This window comes from Streptomyces liliifuscus (assembly GCF_016598615.1).
GTDB classification, from domain to species: Bacteria; Actinomycetota; Actinomycetes; order Streptomycetales; family Streptomycetaceae; genus Streptomyces; species Streptomyces liliifuscus.
This window is the reverse complement of the sequence record NZ_CP066831.1, coordinates 4,241,677-4,261,875: the sequence shown is the minus strand read 5'-3', so window position 1 is coordinate 4,261,875 and position 20,199 is coordinate 4,241,677. Positions and strand designations below refer to the sequence as shown.

The 20,199-nt window shown below is 70.5% G+C and carries 18 protein-coding genes; 11 read left to right on the top strand and 7 right to left on the bottom strand.

From position 1 onward, the window contains the following. Positions 1-6: 6 nt before the first annotated feature. Positions 7-135 (bottom strand): morphogenic membrane protein MmpB, encoded by a 129-nt coding sequence (mmpB, locus tag JEQ17_RS50490; RefSeq protein WP_143636837.1) that lies wholly within the window; start codon positions 133-135, stop codon positions 7-9. 176 nt (positions 136-311) lie between these two features. On the opposite strand from mmpB, the gene JEQ17_RS17965 reads away from it, so the two are divergent. After that, positions 312-1,442 carry an SGNH/GDSL hydrolase family protein gene (locus JEQ17_RS17965; RefSeq protein ID WP_200396192.1) on the top strand — a complete coding sequence of 377 codons (1,131 nt, stop codon included), beginning with the start codon at positions 312-314 and terminating at the stop codon, positions 1,440-1,442. Positions 1,443-1,508: 66 nt separating this feature from the next. Here JEQ17_RS17965 and JEQ17_RS17960 read toward each other — a convergent pair whose 3' ends face one another. Next, entirely contained in the window at positions 1,509-1,715 is a 207-nt protein-coding gene (locus JEQ17_RS17960; protein ID WP_200396191.1) for an acyl-CoA carboxylase epsilon subunit, read from the bottom strand. 33 nt (positions 1,716-1,748) lie between these two features. After that, positions 1,749-3,347 carry an acyl-CoA carboxylase subunit beta gene (locus JEQ17_RS17955; protein ID WP_200396190.1) on the bottom strand — a complete coding sequence of 533 codons (1,599 nt, stop codon included), beginning with the start codon at positions 3,345-3,347 and terminating at the stop codon, positions 1,749-1,751. Positions 3,348-3,524: 177 nt separating this feature from the next. Here JEQ17_RS17955 and JEQ17_RS17950 point away from each other — a divergent pair, with 177 nt between their 5' ends. After that, the gene (locus JEQ17_RS17950; protein ID WP_200396189.1) at positions 3,525-4,427 is read left to right on the top strand and encodes a biotin--[acetyl-CoA-carboxylase] ligase; all 903 of its coding nucleotides are present in this window, start codon (positions 3,525-3,527) and stop codon (positions 4,425-4,427) included. Between the two features lie 492 nt (positions 4,428-4,919). After that, positions 4,920-6,092, top strand: coding sequence for an adenylate/guanylate cyclase domain-containing protein (locus JEQ17_RS17945; protein ID WP_234048732.1), 1,173 nt, complete (start codon positions 4,920-4,922; stop codon positions 6,090-6,092). Between the two features lie 27 nt (positions 6,093-6,119). Here JEQ17_RS17945 and JEQ17_RS17940 read toward each other — a convergent pair whose 3' ends face one another. Both JEQ17_RS17940 and JEQ17_RS17935 read right to left on the bottom strand, forming a co-directional pair. After that, on the bottom strand, positions 6,120-6,839 hold the full coding sequence (locus JEQ17_RS17940) for a RodZ family helix-turn-helix domain-containing protein (RefSeq protein WP_200396187.1): 720 nt from the start codon (positions 6,837-6,839) through the stop codon (positions 6,120-6,122). 391 nt (positions 6,840-7,230) lie between these two features. Next, positions 7,231-8,043, bottom strand: a complete 813-nt coding sequence (locus JEQ17_RS17935) for an enoyl-CoA hydratase/isomerase family protein (protein WP_200396186.1) — start codon at positions 8,041-8,043, stop codon at positions 7,231-7,233. Between the two features lie 158 nt (positions 8,044-8,201). Between JEQ17_RS17935 and JEQ17_RS17930 the strand changes: the two genes are divergently transcribed. The 4 genes from JEQ17_RS17930 to JEQ17_RS17915 all read left to right on the top strand — a co-directional run bounded on the left by JEQ17_RS17930 (position 8,202) and on the right by JEQ17_RS17915 (position 13,098). After that, positions 8,202-9,344: a GGDEF domain-containing protein gene (locus JEQ17_RS17930; RefSeq protein WP_200396185.1), complete on the top strand. Its 1,143-nt coding sequence runs from the start codon at positions 8,202-8,204 to the stop codon at positions 9,342-9,344. 111 nt (positions 9,345-9,455) lie between these two features. After that, positions 9,456-10,994, top strand: a complete 1,539-nt coding sequence (hutH, locus tag JEQ17_RS17925; RefSeq protein WP_200401554.1) for a histidine ammonia-lyase — start codon at positions 9,456-9,458, stop codon at positions 10,992-10,994. 199 nt (positions 10,995-11,193) lie between these two features. Continuing rightward, positions 11,194-11,397, top strand: coding sequence for a cold-shock protein (locus tag JEQ17_RS17920; protein WP_053661143.1), 204 nt, complete (start codon positions 11,194-11,196; stop codon positions 11,395-11,397). Positions 11,398-11,520: 123 nt separating this feature from the next. After that, entirely contained in the window at positions 11,521-13,098 is a 1,578-nt protein-coding gene (locus JEQ17_RS17915; RefSeq protein ID WP_200396184.1) for a DEAD/DEAH box helicase, read from the top strand. Between the two features lie 96 nt (positions 13,099-13,194). Here the strand turns inward: JEQ17_RS17915 and JEQ17_RS17910 are convergent, their stop codons facing one another. Together JEQ17_RS17910 and JEQ17_RS17905 are read right to left on the bottom strand one after the other, a co-directional pair. Next, positions 13,195-15,267, bottom strand: a complete 2,073-nt coding sequence (locus tag JEQ17_RS17910) for a glycosyltransferase family 4 protein (protein ID WP_200396183.1) — start codon at positions 15,265-15,267, stop codon at positions 13,195-13,197. A 181-nt stretch (positions 15,268-15,448) separates the two neighbouring features. Continuing rightward, the gene (locus JEQ17_RS17905) at positions 15,449-15,817 is read right to left on the bottom strand and encodes an LAETG motif-containing sortase-dependent surface protein (RefSeq protein ID WP_234048246.1); all 369 of its coding nucleotides are present in this window, start codon (positions 15,815-15,817) and stop codon (positions 15,449-15,451) included. A gap of 110 nt (positions 15,818-15,927) precedes the next feature. Here JEQ17_RS17905 and JEQ17_RS17900 point away from each other — a divergent pair, with 110 nt between their 5' ends. From JEQ17_RS17900 to JEQ17_RS17885, 4 genes are all read left to right on the top strand, one after another. Further along, positions 15,928-16,269: a hypothetical protein gene (locus JEQ17_RS17900; protein WP_200396182.1), complete on the top strand. Its 342-nt coding sequence runs from the start codon at positions 15,928-15,930 to the stop codon at positions 16,267-16,269. A 249-nt stretch (positions 16,270-16,518) separates the two neighbouring features. Beyond that, entirely contained in the window at positions 16,519-17,787 is a 1,269-nt protein-coding gene (locus JEQ17_RS17895) for a L,D-transpeptidase (RefSeq protein ID WP_200396181.1), read from the top strand. A 158-nt stretch (positions 17,788-17,945) separates the two neighbouring features. Next, on the top strand, positions 17,946-19,418 hold the full coding sequence (locus tag JEQ17_RS17890) for an ABC transporter permease (RefSeq protein ID WP_200396180.1): 1,473 nt from the start codon (positions 17,946-17,948) through the stop codon (positions 19,416-19,418). A 76-nt stretch (positions 19,419-19,494) separates the two neighbouring features. After that, positions 19,495-20,178: an ABC transporter ATP-binding protein gene (locus tag JEQ17_RS17885; protein WP_143636823.1), complete on the top strand. Its 684-nt coding sequence runs from the start codon at positions 19,495-19,497 to the stop codon at positions 20,176-20,178. Positions 20,179-20,199 lie beyond the last annotated feature (21 nt).

Sequence of the window (20,199 nt, the reverse complement as noted above, 5' to 3'; positions counted from 1 at the left end):
GGCGGCTCACATCACGCCGAGCACGATCATCGCGAGCACCGCGGCCAGGGCCAGGAGAACGCCCAGCCGCCGCAACATGTCCTGCATGTCGCGCAGTTCCTTGGGCGGCTCGTTCTCCGGGTCGGACCACAGCATGTCAACGATCGTGACTCCGGCGCGGGCGCGGGCGCCTGAGTACGCGTACTCATTTTGAGTAAAAGGGTCCAGGGTTCCATTAGTGGCTGTCTCCCTGCTACCGTTCCGGGCATCACTAAAGGGACTCTGATTCCATTAGGGGATGGGGTCCTGATCCTCTCAGGGAGGGATGTGCCGTGTTCACCACCGCCTGGACCGCCTCGCCCCAGCTGCCCGGCACGGGCTTCACGCCCAACTGGTCGCAGGAGGGCTTCTGGCGGCAGTCCCTGCGTCAGGTCGTCCGCCTCGGCGCGGGCGGCGACCGGATCCGTGTCCGCCTGACGAACGCGTACGGGACCTCGCCGCTCCGGATCGCGGGCGCGACGGTCGCCCGTACGGCCCGCGGAGCCGCCGTGCGGCCGGACTCGGTCCGGCGGCTCACCTTCGCGGGGTCCGCCTCCGTCGAAGTGCCGGCGCGCGGGGAGATCATCGGTGACGCGGCCGAACTCGCCCTGGAATCAGGCGAATCGGTGACGGTCACCCTCCACCTGGACGCCGTAACCGGGCCTGCGACCTTCCACGCGCAGGCCTTCACCACCAGCTACCGGGGCGCGGGAGACCTCCTGGAGGACACCGGGGGCGAGGCCTTCGACGAGGTCAGTGAGTCCTGGTACTTCCTGTCCGGCGTCGAGGTCTCCGCGGGGCGCACGGACGCCGTCGCCCTGTTCGGCGACTCGATCACCGACGGGTTCGGGTCCACGCCCGGCGCGAACCGGCGCTGGTCCGACGCCCTCGCCGAGCGCACGGGGCGGCCCGTGCTCAACGCGGGCATCGGCGGGAACCTGCTGCTCAACGACTCCGCCTGGTACGGGGAGAAGGGCGTCCGGCGGGTGGAGCGGGACGTGTTCGCGCTCGCGGGCGTCGACACGCTTGTCGTTCTGCTGGGGCTCAACGACATCGGATTCAGCGAGACGGACGAGCAGCCCACGTATCGGCCCGCGCCGCGCGTGGAGGTGGGCGAACTCGTCGCGGGGCACCGGGAGTTGATACGGCTCGCACGGGCTCGTGGGGTGCGGGCCGTCGGTGCGACGCTGCTGCCGTTCGGGGGCTCCGACCACTGGGGGGAGCGGGCGGCGAAGGTGAGTCACGAGCTGAACGAGTGGATTCGTTGCTCGGGGGAGTACGACGCGGTTGTCGATCTTCACCGGGTCATGGGCGATCCCGGCGCGCCGGATGTTCTGCGGGGTGCGTACGACTTCGGCGATCACCTGCATCCGAATGATGTCGGGTACGCGGTGATGGCCGAAGCCGTTGCTCGTGTTCTTTGACCGTTTGACCGCGGGTGCGTTGTGGCTGGTCGCGCAGTTCCCCGCGCCCCTGAGGGGCGCTGCCCTCTAACCGGGCCAGAACGTGCGGGCCCATGTGCGTGGGCCCGGTGCGGGTAGGCGCCTCTGGGCCACCCGGGACGGGTCGGACCATGCCGGGCGTTCCTGTGGTGCGCCGGGCGGGGTGGTTGCCGCCGCCGCGGCGCGGGCCTGGACCACCGCCAGTGCGGCGGCCAGCTCCTCGGGGGTCGGGTTGCCCCTTACGACCTTGATCATGAACGTTCCCGCTCTCGACTCTCGACCGGCGTCCTACAGGGGGATGTTGCCGTGCTTCTTCGGCGGCAGGGACTCCCGCTTCGTACGCAGCGACCGCAGGCCGCGTACGAGGTGGGAGCGGGTGTCGGACGGCAGGATCACGCCGTCGATGTAGCCGCGCTCGGCGGCCGTGTAGGGGTTGAGGAGCGTGTCCTCGTACTCCTGGATCAGGCGGGCCCGGGTGGCCTCCTGCTCGTCGGCGGGGGCCGCGGCGATGGTGCGGCGGTGCAGGATGTTCACCGCGCCCTGCGCGCCCATCACGGCGATCTGGGCGGTCGGCCAGGCGAGGTTGAGGTCGGCGCCCAGGTGCTTGGAGCCCATGACGTCGTACGCGCCGCCGAAGGCCTTGCGGGTGATGACCGTGATCAGCGGGACCGTGGCCTCCGCGTACGCGTAGATCAGCTTCGCGCCTCTGCGGATGATGCCCGTGTGCTCCTGGTCGACGCCGGGGAGGAAGCCGGGGACGTCCACGAACGTGATGACCGGGACGTTGAAGGCGTCGCAGGTGCGGACGAAGCGGGCCGCCTTCTCGCTCGCGTCGATGTCGAGACAGCCCGCGAACTGCATCGGCTGGTTGGCGACGATGCCCACCGGGTGGCCCTCGACCCGGCCGAAGCCGGTGAGGATGTTCGGCGCGAACAGCGGCTGGGTCTCGAAGAACTCGGCGTCGTCCAGGACGTGTTCGATCACCGTGTGCATGTCGTACGGCTGGTTCGCGCTGTCCGGGATCAGCGTGTCGAGCTCGCGGTCCTCGTCCGTCAGGGCCAGGTCCGCCTCCTCCGGGAAGGCGGGCGGCTCACTGAGGTTGTTCGACGGGAGGTAGGACAGCAGCGACTTGACGTACTCGATCGCGTCCTTCTCGTCGCCCGCCATGTGATGGGCCACGCCCGACACCGCGTTGTGCGTGCGCGCGCCGCCCAGCTCCTCGAAGCCGACGTCCTCGCCGGTGACCGTCTTGATGACGTCCGGGCCTGTGATGAACATGTGCGAGGTCTGGTCGACCATCACCGTGAAGTCGGTGATCGCGGGGGAGTAGACCGCGCCGCCCGCGCACGGGCCGACGACCAGGCTGATCTGCGGGATGACACCCGAGGCGTGGGTGTTGCGGCGGAAGATCTCGCCGTACATGCCGAGCGCCGAGACGCCCTCCTGGATACGGGCGCCGCCCGAGTCGTTGATGCCGATGACCGGACAGCCGGTCTTCAGCGCGAAGTCCATCACCTTCATGATCTTCTGGCCGTAGACCTCGCCGAGCGCGCCGCCGAAGACCGTGAAGTCCTGGGAGAACACGGCGACCGGGCGCCCGTCCACCGTGCCGTAGCCGGTCACGACCCCGTCGCCGTACGGGCGGTTGTTCTCCAGGCCGAAGTCCGTCGAGCGATGCTGCGCGAACTCGTCGAACTCCACGAAGGAGCTCTCGTCCAGCAGCAGCTCGATCCGCTCACGAGCCGTCAACTTGCCCTTGGCGTGCTGCTTTTCGACGGCACGCGCCGAGCCGGCGTGCGTCGCCTCGTCGATGCGGCGCCGCAGATCCGCGAGCTTGCCCGCGGTGGTGTGGATGTCGATCTCATGCTGCTGTTCCGGCTCGGACATCGGGATGCGGCTCCCTGCCTGCTCAGTGGGGACGTGAGGGTGAGGTGACACGAGGTGCTTCGGACGTGCTGAACGGTGCTGGGTGGTGCTCAGAAGGGGGGTTGGCTACTCATCCGTAGCGTAGTGGCGTGCCTACCGTTCGGCAGTGCGGCGTTTACCACACCTAGGGTGGGTTGCATGACGCCGCGAGACGACTCAGACGCGAACAGCAATCGGTGGTCCGACCTGGACCGTCCACCGCTCAACGCCGTGGCCCTGCGCCGCGCGCTCGTACGCAACGGTGGGCACGAGGGTCTCTGGTGTGATGTCGACGTGGTGCAGCGCACCGGCTCCACCAACTCCGACCTCGTCGCCCTCGCCACGGAGGGAGAGGCGGAGGAGGGGGCGATCCTCGTCGCCGAGGAGCAGGACGCCGGGCGCGGGCGTCTGGACCGGCGGTGGACGGCACCTCCCCGCTCGGGCCTCTTCTTCTCGGTCCTGCTGAAACCGACCGAGGTGCCGGTCGAGCGCTGGGGCTGGCTGCCGCTGCTCGCCGGGGTCGCGACCGCCACCGCGCTGTCCCGGGCGGCCGGGGTCGACACGGCACTCAAGTGGCCCAACGACCTGCTGGTCACGGTGGACGGCCGGGAACGCAAGACCGGCGGCATCCTCGCCGAGCGTGCCGGGCCCGACGCGGTCGTCGTCGGCATCGGCATCAACGTCACGCTCCGCGAGGACGAGCTGCCCGTGCCCGGCGCGGGTTCGCTCGTCCTCGCGGGAGCGACGACCACGGACCGTGACACGATCCTGCGGGCCGTGCTCCGCTCTCTCGGCCAGTGGTACGAGAAGTGGCGCAGCGTGGGCGGCGACCCGGCCGGGTCCGGCCTCCAGGACACGTACGCCGCCGGATGCGCCACGCTCGGGCGGGTCGTGCGGGCCGAACTGCCCGGCGGGAAGTCGATCACCGGGGAGGCGGTGGCCGTGGACGGCGACGGACGACTGGTCCTGGCCACGGCGGAGGGCGTGCAGCAGCCCGTGGGGGCGGGGGACATCGTGCATCTGCGGCCGGCGGGGGACACGGGAGACGCGGGGGACCGGTGACGGACGTGTCCACAGGGGCGCGCGGGACACTTCGTGCCTGGTGGTGAGCAAGGAGCGCGTACGGGCCGTACGAGTGGGGGTGGGCCGCCGGACCTATGCGGGAGGAGTGGGCCTCGGGCCGTCCGGCCTCGGCGGTCGGGAGTGACCCAGGGCACACCTGCCGTAGAGTTGAGGCCGGTCGATACCTGACCGCGGCAGATCGGAAGGGCAGCAGGCGTGACCGTCGACGACACGGGCTCCGGCACGGGTGACACCGCCTCCGACGGTGAGCCGGGGCGTACCACCGGGTCTGTCGCCGACACGGCGGCCGCACGGATCGATCGGGCCGAGGCGCACGCGCGGGTGGAGGAACAGGACCGAGTGGACGCGCAGGACGGCCGAACGGACCGGGCGGAGACGCCGGACCGGACGGAGACGCCGGATGGGGCGCCGAGTGCGCCCGAGACGTCGGATCAGGTGGATCGGGCGAAGGCGGCGGAAGCAGCGGAGACATTGGGCGGGACGTCGACCGAGGGCCGGGCGGAGACCGCTGGTCGGGCGGAGACCTCGGGCCGGGCGGAGGCTGCTGGACGGAGTGAGCGGGCCGACCGTGCGGAGGCGCAGGCTGCCGCCTCCGAGGAGGATCCGCTGGCCCTGCGGCTCGAACAGCTCATCCTCGGTGCCGAGCGCCGCTACACCCCCTTCCAGGCCGCCCGCAGCGCGGGCGTCTCCGTGGAGCTGGCCACCCGTTTCTGGCGGGCCATGGGCTTCGCGGACATCGGCCAGGCCAAGGCGCTCACCGAGGCCGACGTACTGGCTCTGCGCCGGCTCTCCGGACTGGTCGAGGCGGGGCTGCTCAGCGAGGCGATGGCGGTCCAGGTGGCCCGTTCGACCGGCCAGACCACCGCGCGGCTGGCCGAGTGGCAGATCGACTCCTTCCTGGAGGGCCTCACCGAGCCCCCGGAACCGGGCATGACGCGCACCGAGGTCACGTACCCCCTCGTCGAGCTGCTCCTGCCCGAGCTGGAGGAGTTCCTCGTCTATGTCTGGCGGCGCCAGCTCGCCGCCGCGACCGGCCGCGTCGTGCAGGCCGCGGACGACGAGGAGATGGTCGACCGGCGTCTCGCCGTCGGCTTCGCCGACCTGGTCGGCTTCACACGGCTGACCCGGCGCATGGAGGAGGAGGAACTCGGCGAACTCGTCGAGGCCTTCGAGACCACCGCGGCGGACCTGGTGGCCGCGCACGGCGGGCGCCTGATCAAGACGCTGGGCGACGAGGTGCTGTACGCGGCCGACGACGCGGGCGTCGCCGCCGAGATCGCGTTGCGGCTGATCGAGACCATGGCCGGTGACGAGACGATGCCCGAGCTGCGCGTCGGTATCGCCTTCGGCACGGTGACCACCCGTATGGGCGATGTCTTCGGTACGACCGTCAACCTCGCGTCCCGGTTGACCTCGATAGCTCCGAAGGACGCCGTCCTCGTGGACGGGGCGTTCGCCGAGGAACTCACCCGGACCGGCGACGCGCCCGCCTCCGAGACCGCTGCCGCCGACGAGGCCGCCGCCGCGGAGAAGGAGGGCGAGGAGCCGCCGTCCTACCGCTTCGCGCTTCAGCCGATGTGGCAGCGGGCGGTGCGAGGCCTGGGAGTGGTCGAGCCGTGGCAGCTCAGGCGGCGCAGCAACTAGCGGTTGGTGGCCTCTCCCTGCCCGTTCCTACCTGTCGTTGCTGTCGTTTCCGTCGAAGCACAGGCCCACGACCGGGACGCACAGGCCCGCGCCCGGGCGGGCGGGGTTCTGTGGTGCGCCGGGCGATGTCGGGGTCGGCGCGGGTGCCGAGGGTGTGGCGGCGGGGGGTCGGGGCGCTGCCGGTTGCCGACCTGCTCGGGCGGGTGGGGTTGTGGTGATGGGGAGGGCGCCCTGGAGGGCGTCGGAGGGGTTGGGGGCGGGGTTGCGGGTGCCTGCCGCCGGTCCTGGGACTCCGGCCGGACCTGTGGCTCCGCGCTGTGCGCCCGGGACGGACGCTCCGTTCGGCCCGTAGGAGTCGTTGGGGTTGTCCAGCCCGTTCGGTCCGTTCGGTTCGGTGGTTGATGTGGCTCCCGAAGGGCCCGTGGTGGCCGTGGTCGAGGGGGTCGCGCCTGCGGTGGGTGGTGCGGCTACGGGTACCGCTCCCGCGTCGTCCTGAGTCGGGCTGTCCGCCGAACTGGCCGCGCTGGGGTCGATGTCCGTTGCCTCCACGCCGGTGCCTCCGCCGGTGGGCTGGGGTGCCATTCGCAGGAGGCTCAGGGCTCCTGCGGCCAGGGCCAGGCCGCCCACCGCGAACAGGATTCGGCGGGGGCGGGGTTTGCGGTGGCGTCCTCGGGGGCGGGCGGTGACCGGTTCCGGTGGTGTCGTCTCCGGTGTGACCGGTGCCGGCTTCGTTGCCGTGTGTGGCATGCGGTTCCCCTCCCCGATGCGAGGGCGCCCCCCGGCGCGCTGTCGCGGTGCGCAGGTTATGCGTGTCCTGGGGTGGTTGGGGGTGAGTCGGGTGCGCCATCACCCGAACGGGGCGTCTCCGACGGTTCGGGGGTGGTTGTGGGTTCGCGAAGGTTTCTTCCGCCCCCGCCGCCCCTACCCATTCCCGTCCCCTGGGGCTCCGCCCCAGACCCCGGCGGGTGCGATTTTGGGTGCGGGCCCGGTGGGGGCTTGTCGCGCAGTTCCCCGCGCCCCTAGGTACCCAGGTACTTAGGGGCGCGGGGAACTGCGCAGTCTTTTGGTCTTTTGGGGGTTCGGGGGCGTAGCCCCCGAGTAAGTGACGGGAATGGGTAGGGGCGGCGGGGGCGAAGAACTACTCCCCGGGCCACTCCGGGCGGCGCTTCTCGTTGAACGCCGCCACCCCCTCCGCCCGGTCGCCCGAGAAGGCGACCGAGCGCCACGCGGCGTCCTCGATCTCCAGGCCCGCGCGGAGATCGAGCCCGTGCCCGAGCCGAAGCGCCCGCTTGGCGGCCCGCAGCCCGACGGGCGAGTTGACGGCGATACGGCCGGCCACGGCCAACCCCTCCGCTCGGTCCTCGCCCACGGCAACCAGGACATCGACCAGCCCCAGCTCCCGCGCCTCCGCCGCCTCCACCCGCCGAGCCGTGAAGATCAGCTCCGCCGCCCGCGCCGCACCCACCCGCCGCGGCAGCAACTGCGTACCCCCGCCCCCGGGAATGACGCCGACGGACACCTCGGGCAGCCCCACCACGGCCGTACCGTCCGCCACGATCAGATCGCAGGCCAGGGCCAGCTCGAAACCGCCGCCCAGCGCGAACCCGTGCACGGCGGCGATGGTGGGCATCGGCAGATCGAGTACGCCCGTGTACGCGGCCCGCGCGAGCGGACGCTGACGGACCAGCTCGGCGTCCGTGAGGGAGTTGCGCTCCTTGAGGTCGGCGCCGACGCAGAAGGCCCGCTCGTGGGTGGAGGTGAGGACGACCGCCCGGACGTCCCGGTCAGCGGCCAGCGCCTCGCACGCCGCGGCGATGGAGCGGGCCATGTCCGTCGACACGGCGTTCATGGCCTTGGGCCGGTCCAGGACGAGCTCGGCGACGTACGACGACGTATGGCGTCGCACCACGACGTACTCCCCGAACCGCTGCTCCGCGCCTTGCTCGGACATGAGGCCCTCCCGGTCCACTTCACGGTCCACGTTAACGGCGGTTAACTTCCCTGCGTCCCGATCATCGCAGCCGGTCGCCTGGAGGGAAAGGCCCGCCCCGGACCCCTGTTCGCCGCATCAATGTCCCAAATCATTACAAACATACCTAACCTGGAGTGATGGGCGGTGACGATGTGCGGTTGAGGGCCGTGGTGGCGCTGGCGCAGGGCATGGCCGCCGCGCACGCCCCGCGGGAGTCGTGGCGCGCGGCGGCGGCCGGCGCCTGCCGGGCACTGGGCGGGAGCTTCGCCGCGCTGTCCGTGTGGGAGCGGGAGCTCGGCCGGCTGCGGGTCCTGGCGAACGTGGGGGACCGGGCCCGGGACGAGGAGGAGTTCCCGGAGGACGAGGCCTACCCCGTGCACCAGTTCCCGGAGATCACGGAGTTCCTGCACGAACGCTGGGTCGGCGGCGGCGGACCCAACGCCTGGGTGGAGACGGCCGAGGGGCCGGCCACCGGGCACGCCGGGTACTGCCATCAGCGCGTCGCCGCCCTGCGCAGACGCGGCCGCGGGTGCTGTGTCGTCGCGCCGATCGTCATGCACGGGCGCGCCTGGGGCGAGCTGTACGTCGCCCGCCCGGCCGGAGCCCCCGTCTTCGACCGCGCCGACGCCGACTTCGCGACCGTCCTCGCCTCCGTGGTCGCCGCCGGGATCGCACAGACCGAACGCCTGGAGGAGGCCCGCCGCCTCGCCTTCACCGACGCGCTCACCGGCCTCGCGAACCGCCGTGCCGTGGACATGCGGCTGGACGAGGCCATCGAACGCCACCGTGCCGAGGGCGTGGTCGTGAGCCTCGTCGTCTGCGACCTCAACGGCCTCAAGCGCGTCAACGACACCCGGGGCCACGCCGTCGGCGACCGGCTCCTGGAGCGCTTCGGGTCCGTCCTCTCGCTGTGCGGCGCGATGCTGCCCGGCACGCTCGCCGCCCGCCTCGGCGGTGACGAGTTCTGTCTGCTGGCCGTGGGCCCGGCCGCCGACGAGGTCGTGCGCGTCGCCGACGAACTGTGCCGCCGCGCCGCCGAGTTGGAGCTCGGCGAGGGCGTCGCGTGCGGGGTCGCCTCCACCGAGGACCCGCTCGGGCCCGTCCGCTCGGCCCGGCGGCTCTTCCGGCTCGCCGACGCGGCCCAGTACCGCGCCAAGGCCGTACGCTCCGCCAAGCCCGTCGTCGCGGGCCGCGAGGGGCCGGACGACCCCGTCGTACGCCTCGCCGACGCACCCCCGCCCGCGGCGGCCGAACGCCGGCGCTTCCGCGGCCGCCGGTAGGGCGGCCCCGTCCGTCCCTTCTGGTCCCTGTGGGGTCCTGTGTGTAAGGACCCAACCCGCCACCCACTAGTGACACCAAGGCATTCACTGCGTACGCTCCTGAATATGGATATGCACACTGTGGTGGTGGGGACGACGGGTGTCACCGCGTCCGACGTTCTCGCTGTGGCGCGCGGCGGCGCCCGGGTCGAGCTCTCCGACGAGGCGGTGTCCGCGCTCGCCGCGGCCCGCGAGATCGTGGACGCGCTGGCGGCCAAGCCGGAGCCCGTGTACGGGGTCTCCACCGGCTTCGGAGCCCTCGCGACCCGGCACATCAGCCCGGAGCTGCGCGCCCAGCTGCAGCGCAACATCGTGCGGTCGCACGCCGCCGGAATGGGCCCGCACGTCGAGCGCGAGGTCGTCCGCGCCCTGATGTTCCTGCGGCTGAAGACCGTGTGTTCGGGCCACACCGGCGTCCGTCCGTCCGTCGCGCAGACCATGGCCGACATCCTGAACGCCGGTATCACCCCGGTCGTCCACGAGTTCGGCTCGCTCGGCTGCTCCGGCGACCTCGCGCCGCTCTCCCACTGCGCCCTGACGCTCATGGGCGAGGGGGACGCGGAGGGCCCGGACGGAACGATTCGCCCCGCCGGTGAACTCCTTGCCGCGCACGGCATCGAGCCCGTCGAACTGCGCGAGAAGGAGGGCCTGGCCCTCCTCAACGGCACCGACGGCATGCTCGGCATGCTGGTCATGGCCCTCGCCGACCTCGACACCCTCTACAAGTCCGCCGACATCACCGCGGCCCTCTCCCTCGAAGCGCTCCTCGGCACCGACCGGGTCCTCGCCCCCGAACTGCACGCCATCCGCCCCCACCCGGGCCAGGGCGCCAGCGCCGCCAACATGCTGGCCGTGCTGAAGGGTTCGGAGCTGACCGGTCACCACCAGGACGACGCCCCCCGCGTCCAGGACGCCTACTCCGTGCGCTGTGCCCCGCAGGTCGCGGGCGCCGGCCGCGACACCATGACCCACGCCCGCCTGGTCGCCGACCGCGAACTCGCCTCAGCCGTCGACAACCCCGTCGTCCTGCCCGACGGCCGCGTCGAGTCGAACGGCAACTTCCACGGCGCCCCGGTCGCCTACGTCCTGGACTTCCTCGCCATCGCCGCCGCCGACCTGGGCTCCATCACCGAGCGCCGTACGGACCGGCTCCTCGACAAGAACCGCTCGCACGGCCTGCCGCCGTTCCTCGCGGACGACGCCGGTGTCGACTCCGGCCTGATGATCGCCCAGTACACGCAGGCCGCCCTGGTCAGCGAGATGAAGCGGCTCGCCGTCCCGGCCTCCGCCGACTCCATCCCGTCCTCCGCCATGCAGGAGGACCACGTCTCGATGGGCTGGTCGGCCGCCCGCAAGCTCCGTACGGCCGTCGACAACCTGACCCGGATCGTCGCCATCGAGCTGTACGCCGCCACGCGCGCCATCGAGCTGCGCACCGGCCTCACCCCCGCACCCGCCTCGCAGGCCGCGATCTCCGCCGCCCGCGCCGCCGGTGTCGCGGGCCCGGGCCCCGACCGCTTCCTCTCGCCGGACCTGGCGGCCGCGGACACGTTCGTGCGCGGCGGCCACCTGGTCGAGGCCGTGGAACCCGTCACGGGCCCGCTGGCATAGGAATTTCCCGGGTTCCTTCGGGTGTACGAGGTGGGGGCGCCGGGGCGTCGCGACGCCCCCACCGAAATCTGTGCTAGGGTTCCTAACGAAACGTTTTTGGTACCCATTAACTTTGTGCGCCTGAAAGGAATCCTCTCTCAGGCGCGTTTTGTTTTTCCGGTCATTTCCGGATGGGAGCCACCTATCTTGGAGAAATGACATGGCTACTGGCACCGTGAAGTGGTTCAACGCGGAAAAGGGCTTCGGCTTCATCGAGCAGGACGGCGGCGGCGCCGACGTCTTCGCCCACTACTCGAACATCGCCACCTCGGGCTTCCGTGAGCTGCAGGAGGGCCAGAAGGTCTCCTTCGACGTCACGCAGGGTCAGAAGGGCCCGCAGGCGGAGAACATCGTCCCCGCCTAATTCCGGGACGCGTAACACGCGAGCCGGGGCCCGCACCTTCGGGTGCGGGCCCCGGCTTGTGCTGTCCGTGTGTCCTTGAACACGGGAAAACCGTGAGGCCCAGGAAGGAATTCCAGATCCAGCATGACTCGATCCGAACGTCCTGAACGACCCGCCGGCAAACGCCCGGCGAATTCCCGGGGTTCCCGTGGCTCTCGTGGCACACGCGGCGGAGCCCCTGCGGCTTCCGCCAACGGCGGCGCAAGGAACGTACGCAAGAAGCCGTCCCAGCAGTCGACGGCGCCGCGGGAGTTCACCCTGCCGCAGACGCTGACGCCCGCGCTGCCCGCCGTCGAGTCCTTCGACGCGCTGGACATGCCGGCCGCGCTGACCAAGACCCTCACCGCCCAGGGGGTCATCGAGCCGTTCCCGATCCAGGGCGCGACGCTCCCCAACTCCCTCGCCGGGCGCGACATCCTCGGCCGGGGCCGCACCGGCTCGGGCAAGACCCTCGCCTTCGGCCTCGCGCTGCTGGCCCGCACGGCCGGCCGTCGTGCCGAGCCCAAGGCGCCGCTCGCGCTCGTCCTCGTGCCCACGCGCGAGCTCGCGCAGCAGGTCACCGACGCGCTCACGCCGTACGCCACGGCCGTGAACCTGCGGCTCGCGACCGTCGTCGGCGGGCTCTCCATCGGTAAGCAGTCCGGTCTGCTGAGGCGCGGCGCCGAGGTGCTCGTGGCCACGCCCGGGCGCCTCAAGGACCTGATAGACCGGGGCGACTGCACCCTCGCCCAGGTCGGGATCACCGTCCTCGACGAGGCCGACCAGATGGCCGACATGGGGTTCATGCCCCAGGTCACGGCGCTGCTCAACCAGGTCGAGCCGGACGGCCAGCGCATGCTGTTCTCGGCGACGCTGGACAAGAACATCGACAAGCTCGTACGGATGTTCCTCACGGACCCCGTCGTGCACTCCGTCGACCCCTCCGCGGGCGCGGTGACGACGATGGAGCACCACGTGCTGCACGTCGCCGACGAGACCGACAAGAAGGCCGTCGCGATGCGGATCGCCGCCCGCGACGGACGCGTGATCCTCTTCGTCGACACCAAGCGCTCGGCCGACCGCTTCGCCAAGCGGCTGCTCGCCAACGGTGTGAAGGCCTCCGCGCTGCACGGCGGGCGCTCGCAGCCGCAGCGCAACCGGACGCTCGACCAGTTCAAGACCGGTCTTGTGACCGCGCTCGTCGCCACGAACGTCGCCGCGCGTGGGATCCACGTCGACGATCTCGACCTCGTCGTGAACGTCGATCCGCCGGTCGACCACAAGGACTATCTCCACCGGGGCGGGCGTACCGCTCGCGCGGGGGAGTCCGGGAGCGTCGTCACGCTCGTCCTGCCCGAGCAGAAGCGGGAGATGACCCGGCTGATGGCCGACGCCGGGATCAGTCCGCGGACGGCTCAGATCAGGTCGAGCGACGAGGAGCTCGTACGGATCACGGGGGCTCGGGAGCCGTCCGGGGTTCCTGTTGTCATTCCCGTACCCGAGCCGGTTGCCGCGCAGGCTCAGCCGAAGTCGCAGCCGCGGGCTCGGCGGGGTGGGGGCGGGCGTGGGGCGCCTGCCGGGACGCGGTCCGGCGTCGGCACCGGTGGGGGTTCGCGGGGGCGTGGTGGTGCGGGTTCTTCGCGTGCGCGCGGAGGCCAGGGTGGCGGGCGTCGGTCCGCCTGACAGTTCGGCGGGGGATGTGGGTTGGCGGCTGCGGGTTGTTCGTGGCTTGTCGCGCAGTTCCCCGCGCCCCTTACGGGGCCCAGTTCGTCGCGCCCCCTACGGGGCGCTGATCGCCACGTCGTTCGTCGTCGTGAAGAAGTAGTGGGCCCGCACTGACTTGCCCGTTGGGGTGGTCAGCGTCGTGCTCGGGTGTTTCGTGGTGGGCTTGCGGTCGACGATGTCGTCGGTGATGCGGCCCACTCGTACGGGGGCGGCGGCTTCGGAGGGGCGCAGGAAGAGGTCCCACAGGGGCTTGTCCGCCTCGCCGGGGCGGGGCAGCGTCGTGATGCGGGCCCGGAACGTCTGTTCCCCGGTGGCTCTCGCCGGTGTGGTGAAGTTGTGGGCCTCGCCTTCGCGGGAGACGCCGAGCAGGACCGCGTCCTCGCCCAGGACCGCCCCGTGGAGCGTGCCTTCGACGGACAGCGAGTCGTCGTCGGTGCGCAGGGCGGTGGCTTCCGCGTGGGCCGGGCGGCGGAAGGTCCGCAGGGCCAGGTAGCCGTCCTTCGTCGCGTACGGGATCCACCAGGCGAAGGCTTTCCCCGGAACCGGTCTCGCGCTCAGCAGGCCGCGCTGCTCGACGAGTCCTGCCTTGAGGCGACGGCGTGTGCCGTCCTCCACGCGTTCGACGTGCAGGTCCCAACGGCCTTCCGCCAGAGCCAGTCGAGCGTGGGGCAGTTCCGCGGTCCAGGGCGACTTCGGGCCCGTCGGGGGATTCAGCGGAACGCGTTCCTCGTCTTCTCCGTGCCGGTGGCGCAGGACCAGGGTGAGGCTCTCGCCGGACACCCCCGACGCGTTCACCGTGATCCGTACGCCGCCGGTGGAGTCGGTCGTGCAGCCGGCCTTCGGGCGCAGGGCGCGCGGTCGGTCGTCCGCGGCCGGTGGGGCGGCCGGGGGCGCCTCCTCGGGGCGGGGGCGTGAGTTCTGGGGGAGCAGCGCCGTGAGCGCTCGGCGTACGCGGCGAGTGACCTTTGTCGTCGTCGAGGTGCGGGCCTCGCGGAGTTCGGCGAACAGGCGCTCGTACCGGTCCGCGATCCCGCGGGGTGCGAACCGCTGGACGGTCTCCCTGGCGGCCTCGCCCAAGAGCCGGCGCTGGTCCGTGTCCTCGATCAGCTTCAGCAGTCCCGCCGCGAACGCGTCCGCGTCTCCCGGCGGTACGAGGAGTCCGTCGGAGCCGTCGGTGATGATCTCGCCGGGGCCGTGCGGACAGTCGGTCGCCACCACCGGGACGCCGGCGTGCATGGCCTCCAGGATCGTCATGCCGAAGGACTCCCAGTCCGAACTCACGGCGGCGACGGAGGCCTTGGGCCACTCGGTCTCCATCGTCGGGTGGGGTCCCATGAGGAACACATGGTCGTTCAGCCGGTGTGCGTCGACGGCTGCGCGAAGATTGGCGCGTTCCGGCCCCTGGCCGTAGATCCGCAGGCGCCACTCGGGCCGTACGGCGACGACCCGGGCGAAGGCCTCGATCAGCAGGTCGTAGCGCTTGACCGGCATCAGCCGGCCCGCGGCGATCACCAACGGGGCCTGTACGTCGGAGCGTTCGGCCTTCGGGCGGGGCGCGGCGTTCGGGATGTCGATGATCCGCGTCCGCAGCCCGGGCAGGTGGGCGCGGTGGTCGGCCGCGTCCTGGGCGGAGACGGTGACGAAGGCGTCCAGGTGCCGGAAGGCCTCGTTCTGCGCGGCGCGTACGTCCGGGACGTGGTTGTCGTACGACAGGTGCTCCTGTCCGACGCGCAGAAAGCGGCGTGAGCCGTGCCGGGCCAGGAAGACCACCAGTGCCGGGCGGGTCGCGACGACGACGTCCGCGTCCGTCCCCTCCAGGAAGTCGCGCAGCCTCTCGTCGGTGAGTTCGTTGTAGCGGTGGGCGAGGACCTCGGCGGGGGGTACGACCGTGGAGGGGCGCGCCATGAGCGGGTTTCCGCCGTCGTACGTCGGCGCGGCGGGGCGCTCGTCGACGAGCGGGACGAGACGGACCTTGCGGTTCACGCCGAGCAGGGGTCTGTCCTCGCTGCGGAAGACCGAGACGATCTCCACCTCGTGCCGCGCGGCCAGCGCACCGGCGAGGTTGAGCGTCGAGCGCACCGTGCCGCCGATGGCATAGGCGTTGTGCAGCAGGAAGACGATCTTCACGTGGGCCACTCCCTGTTCACGCGGTACGGAGAAGCGACAGGGAGTGCGTGCGTGAACCCCACGGACTGTAAACGGGTCCGACCCTCTCTCGCCGGTCTTCCTTCGAGGATGCCGCGAAATGGCTGAAAGGGGGCGGATATCGCTGTGCCGGGGCGAACGGGCACCCGTGCGGCAGGGGCTCTCAGTACAAGGTCATACGTTCCCGGCGTACCGAATACACCACGAAACCGGCGCCCAGGCCGAGGAGCAGGGTGCCGCCGACCACGTACGGGGTCGTGTCGAAGCTTCCCGTGTCGGCCAGTTGTGTGCGGACGGAGGTGTTCTTGGCCGCGCCCTCCGCGGCCTCTCCGCCCTCTGTGCCGACCGCGTCCTCTGCGTCGGACGTCCCGGTCTCGTCCCCCGCCTTGGTCTGCAGGGTCGTGGTCGTCGTTGTCTGTGTTCTGTGTTCTGCCGTCCCGTCCCCGGTCGCATTGGCGGACGGGACGAACCACAGGGCGCCCAGCAGGGTCCCCGCGGCGGTGGCGGTCAGCAACGATCGACGTGCGGACACGGAATATCGATCCCCTTGTGACGCTGGCGAATTGGCCGTGTGGGGCGATGTTAGTGAAAGGTGCGGGTCACAGGAAAGTCACGGTGGCGATGAGCCGTACTCTCCGACGTATGAGCACTCCTGAGACATCACGTTTTGTGCGGTTGCGCGTCGAATTGGTCGTCGAGGTCGACGACGAGAACGCGCTCACCAAGGCTGCGCTGGGGCGCATCGCGGAGGACCCCGAGCTCCCCGGCGACGAGCGGGCGCACGCCGAGAGCGCAGTGACGGAAGACACTGCCGAGGCCCTCGCGTACCTCGTCGACCCGTTCGACCTGGTCAGCGAGGTGGCCGGGGTCGAACTCGCGCAGGCCTCCTGGAGCACCGAACTGATCGACTACGACCCCGATTCGCCGGACTGGGACCTCGACGAGGATGATGAGGCCGGAGACGAGGAAGAATTGGTCGGCTGAGGCGGCTTGGGAGAATCGTGACCCCGGGCGGCAACCGCCATCCGGGGTTCTGTCGTCTCAAGGGGCGCAGTGACCGACACCCGCACCAGTCGTAACAGCCGCACCGGCCGGATCGAGGACGATCCGACGTGGGCCGAAATGGATCGACGTGGTGTGCCCCACACCTGGGAAGGGTGTGGAACGGGACGAACCGGTCGTAGCGTTTACAGGTGTTACGGGGACTCTCGGGGTTTTGGGGATTCGGCAACGATGGAGAAGCGTGTGATGACGGACAGTAAGCGGCGCAAGGGCCTCACGGTCGCGTCCGCACTGCTCGGCGGGGTGCTGGTGCTCTCTGCGTGCAGCGGAGGCGGCGACGACGACCCCAAGGGCGAAGGCGGTGACAGCACCTCGCAGGCCAAGGTCGACGAGGCGGCGGCCAAGAAGTCCTCCGAGGCCCAGATCAAGATCACACCCAAGGACGGCTCCGACAACGCCTCCATCAACAGCGCCGCGGCCGTCACTGTGACCAAGGGCACGCTGACCGACGTGACCATGAAGACGGCGGCCGGCGCGGCTGTCGCGGGTGAGATATCCGCGGACAAGAAGAGCTGGAAGCCCAGCGCCCAGCTGGAGCGCGCCACCGCCTACAAGATCGCCGCGACGGCCAAGGACTCCGACGGCCGCGCCGCCCACGAGAACGCGTCGTTCACGACGGTCTCCCCGGCCAACAGCTTCATCGGCAACTTCACGCCCGAGGACGGTTCCACCGTCGGCGTCGGCATGCCGGTCTCGATCAACTTCGACAAGGCCATCACCAACAAGGCCGACGTGCAGAAGGGGATCACCGTCTCCTCCAGCAGCGGCCAGGAGGTCGTCGGCCACTGGTTCAACGCCAACCGGCTCGACTTCCGCCCCGAGGAGTACTGGAAGGGCAACTCGACCGTCACGCTCAAGCTGAACCTCGACGGCGTCGAGGGCGCCGACGGTGTCTACGGCGTGCAGCAGAAGACGGTCACCTTCAAGATCGGCCGCAACCAGGTCTCGATCGTCGACGCGCAGACCAAGACGATGAAGGTCACGCAGGACGGCAAGACCATCCGGACGATCCCGATCTCCGCCGGTTCGCCCGAGAACAAGACGTACCAGGGCCAGATGGTGATCTCCGAGAAGTTCAAGGAGACCCGGATGAACGGCGCGACCGTGGGCTTCACGGACGACGACGGCAAGGGCGAGTACGACATCAAGGACGTCCCGAACGCGATGCGTCTGTCGAACTCCGGCACCTTCATCCACGGCAACTACTGGGGCGCCAAGTCCATCTTCGGCAGCGTCAACACCAGCCACGGCTGCGTCGGCCTGTCGGACACGAAGGGCGCCAACGACCCGAACACGCCGGGCGGCTGGTTCTTCAGCCACTCGATCGTCGGTGACGTCGTGGACGTGCGGAACACCGGTGACAAGACCATCGCCCCGGACAACGGCCTCAACGGTTGGAACCTGGACTGGGCGGCGTGGAAGGCCGGTTCGGCCGTCTGACCGAACCCGTTTCCCGTCCCGAGGGCGGTTGTCCGTACGACTCGTACGGACAACCGCCCTCGGCGTTCTCACAGGGTTCCGTGGCGGCGCACAGTGTTCTCATCCTTCTCTTATGCGGGCCTTATCCCGCCATCACGCGGTGTCCCTAGCTTTCGGCCATGTTCTTCACCTACCTGAGGCGCGAACTGCGCCGCCGCAGAAAGGCGGCGCTCGTCGTCGCCTCCGGACTCGCCCTGGGCATCGCCCTGGTCATCGTGGTCAGTTCCGTGTCGTCCGGCATGGAGAAGGCGCAGGGCAAGGTCCTCCAGTCGCTGTACGGACTGGGCACGGACATGACGGTCACCAAGGCGGCCCAGGCACAGTCGAGCACGGGCGAGCGCCCGCGCTTCCAGTTCGACGCCCGGGGCAGCGACTCCGACGAAGAACAGAGCAGCGACCGCGTCATGGTGCAGGGCTTCCAGACCCTGGCCACCAGCACGGTCTCCAAGGTCGGCACACAGAACGGTGTCTCGGACGCCGTAGGGGGGCTCAGCCTTCAAGTCATCAAGGTCAGCGGCCAGTTCCGCCAGGGCCAGTTCCAGCAGGACCAGCAGGGCGGTGGCGGCAACCAGCAGGGCGGCCAGCCCGGCGCCCAGCAGTCCCCGGAGGGCCGGGTCGAGGGCGGCGGCGCCGACTTCGACGTCAACAACTACTCCGTCTACGGCACCGACGTCACCAAGCCCGCGCTCGGCCCGCTGACCTCCTCGAAGATCACCAGCGGCCGGACCTTCAAGTCCTCCGAGACCAACGCCAAGGTCGTCGTCGCCGACAAGTCGTACGCCAAGGAGAAGAAGCTCGCCCTCGGTGACACGGTCACCATCAAGAGCGTCAAGTACAAGGTCATCGGCATCGCGACGCCCGACAGCGGGGACGCGGCGGCCAACCTCTACATCCCGCTCAAGCAGGCGCAGACGCTCAGCGACTCCAAGGACAAGGTCACCACGATCTACGTCAAGGCGTCCGACTCGCAGCAGATCAGCGCGGTCAAGTCGACCATCCAGAAGAACATCTCGGGTACCACCGTCACCACCTCCGCCGACCTCGCCGACACGGTCTCCGGCTCCCTCTCCACGGCTTCCGATCTCGCCTCCAACGTGGGCAAGTGGCTGTCGATCGCGGTGCTCGTGGCCGCGTTCCTGGTCGCGGGCCTGCTCACCTCCTCCGCCGTCTCCCGCCGTGTGAGGGAGTTCGGCACCCTCAAGGCGCTCGGCTGGAAGTCCGGCCGCGTCACCCGGCAGGTCGTCGGCGAGGCCGTCGTCAACGGCCTGGTCGGCGGCGCCCTCGGTATCGCGCTCGGCCTCGGTGGCGCCTATGTCGTCACCGCGATCAGCCCGACGCTCCAGGCCGAGGTCGGCTCCACGGGCGGGGCGCTCGGCGGCCCCGGCGGCGGTGGCCCCGGTGGCGGCATGGGCGGACCCGCCCGCGAGACGGCGTCCAAGGCCCTGGACGTGGCGCTCACCGCGCCCGTCGCCCTCAGCACGATCGCCCTCGCGGTCGGCCTCGCCGTCACCGGCGGCCTGATCGCGGGCGCCTTCGGCGGCTGGCGCGCCTCCCGCCTGCGCCCCGCGGACGCCCTGCGCCGCGTCGAATAGCCGGCCGCCTCGGGCGCCTGCCCGGCCGCGCGTCGCGGCGGGCGCCAACCCCCTTACGCATCCCAGGAGTTGCACCATGTACGAACTCAGAGGCGTCACCAAGCGCTACAAGCGGGGCAAGGAGTCCGTCGACGCGCTCGACGGGGTCGACCTGACCATCGGGGACGGTGACCGGCTGGTCATCCAGGGCCCCACCGGCGGTGGCAAGTCCACCCTTCTGCAGATGCTCGGCGGACTCGACCGGCCCACCGCCGGAAGCGTCGAGCTCGACGGTACGGATCTCGCCAGACTGTCCGAGACCAAGCTCACCAAGGTGCGCAGCGAGAACATCGGCTTCGTCTTCCAGAGCTTCAACCTCATTCCCACGCTCACCGCCCAGGAGAACGTGGAAACCGCCCTCGTACCCCTGAAGCTGAAGGTCAAGGACCGGCGTGAACGGGCCGCGGCGGCACTGGATTCCGTGGGGCTCGCCGAGCGGCTCGGGCATCTGCCGGCCGAGCTGTCCGGCGGTCAGCAGCAGCGCGTCGCGATCGCCCGTGCCCTGGTCAAGCAGCCCAAGGTGCTCCTCGCCGACGAACCGACCGGAAACCTCGACGAGTCCATGCGCGACGAGATCATGGACGTACTCGAAACCATGTGGAAGGAGCACGGGCTCACTTTCATCATGGTCACGCACGATTCGGCGATCGCGAAAAAGGCCCCCCGGCTCGCCACGATCCGCAAGGGAAGGATCACCGTGAAGGAAAACGCGAACTCATAACAGCCGTCTCACTATTGAGCG

Bases quoted from the DNA above. Each gene is read 5' to 3' on its own strand.
- JEQ17_RS17890 (WP_200396180.1), top strand. From the start codon at position 17,946: ATGTTCTTCACCTACCTGAGGCGCGAACTGCGCCGCCGCAGAAAGGCG.
- JEQ17_RS17900 (WP_200396182.1), top strand. From the start codon at position 15,928: ATGAGCACTCCTGAGACATCACGTTTTGTGCGGTTGCGCGTCGAATTG.
- JEQ17_RS17915 (WP_200396184.1), top strand. From the start codon at position 11,521: ATGACTCGATCCGAACGTCCTGAACGACCCGCCGGCAAACGCCCGGCG.
- JEQ17_RS17930 (WP_200396185.1), top strand. From the start codon at position 8,202: ATGGGCGGTGACGATGTGCGGTTGAGGGCCGTGGTGGCGCTGGCGCAG.
- JEQ17_RS17885 (WP_143636823.1), top strand. From the start codon at position 19,495: ATGTACGAACTCAGAGGCGTCACCAAGCGCTACAAGCGGGGCAAGGAG.
- JEQ17_RS17955 (WP_200396190.1), bottom strand. From the start codon at position 3,347: ATGTCCGAGCCGGAACAGCAGCATGAGATCGACATCCACACCACCGCG.
- JEQ17_RS17935 (WP_200396186.1), bottom strand. From the start codon at position 8,043: ATGTCCGAGCAAGGCGCGGAGCAGCGGTTCGGGGAGTACGTCGTGGTG.
- JEQ17_RS17920 (WP_053661143.1), top strand. From the start codon at position 11,194: ATGGCTACTGGCACCGTGAAGTGGTTCAACGCGGAAAAGGGCTTCGGC.
- JEQ17_RS17960 (WP_200396191.1), bottom strand. From the start codon at position 1,715: ATGATCAAGGTCGTAAGGGGCAACCCGACCCCCGAGGAGCTGGCCGCC.
- JEQ17_RS17940 (WP_200396187.1), bottom strand. From the start codon at position 6,839: ATGCCACACACGGCAACGAAGCCGGCACCGGTCACACCGGAGACGACA.
- hutH (WP_200401554.1), top strand. From the start codon at position 9,456: ATGCACACTGTGGTGGTGGGGACGACGGGTGTCACCGCGTCCGACGTT.
- JEQ17_RS17950 (WP_200396189.1), top strand. From the start codon at position 3,525: ATGACGCCGCGAGACGACTCAGACGCGAACAGCAATCGGTGGTCCGAC.
- mmpB (WP_143636837.1), bottom strand. From the start codon at position 135: ATGCTGTGGTCCGACCCGGAGAACGAGCCGCCCAAGGAACTGCGCGAC.
- JEQ17_RS17895 (WP_200396181.1), top strand. From the start codon at position 16,519: ATGGAGAAGCGTGTGATGACGGACAGTAAGCGGCGCAAGGGCCTCACG.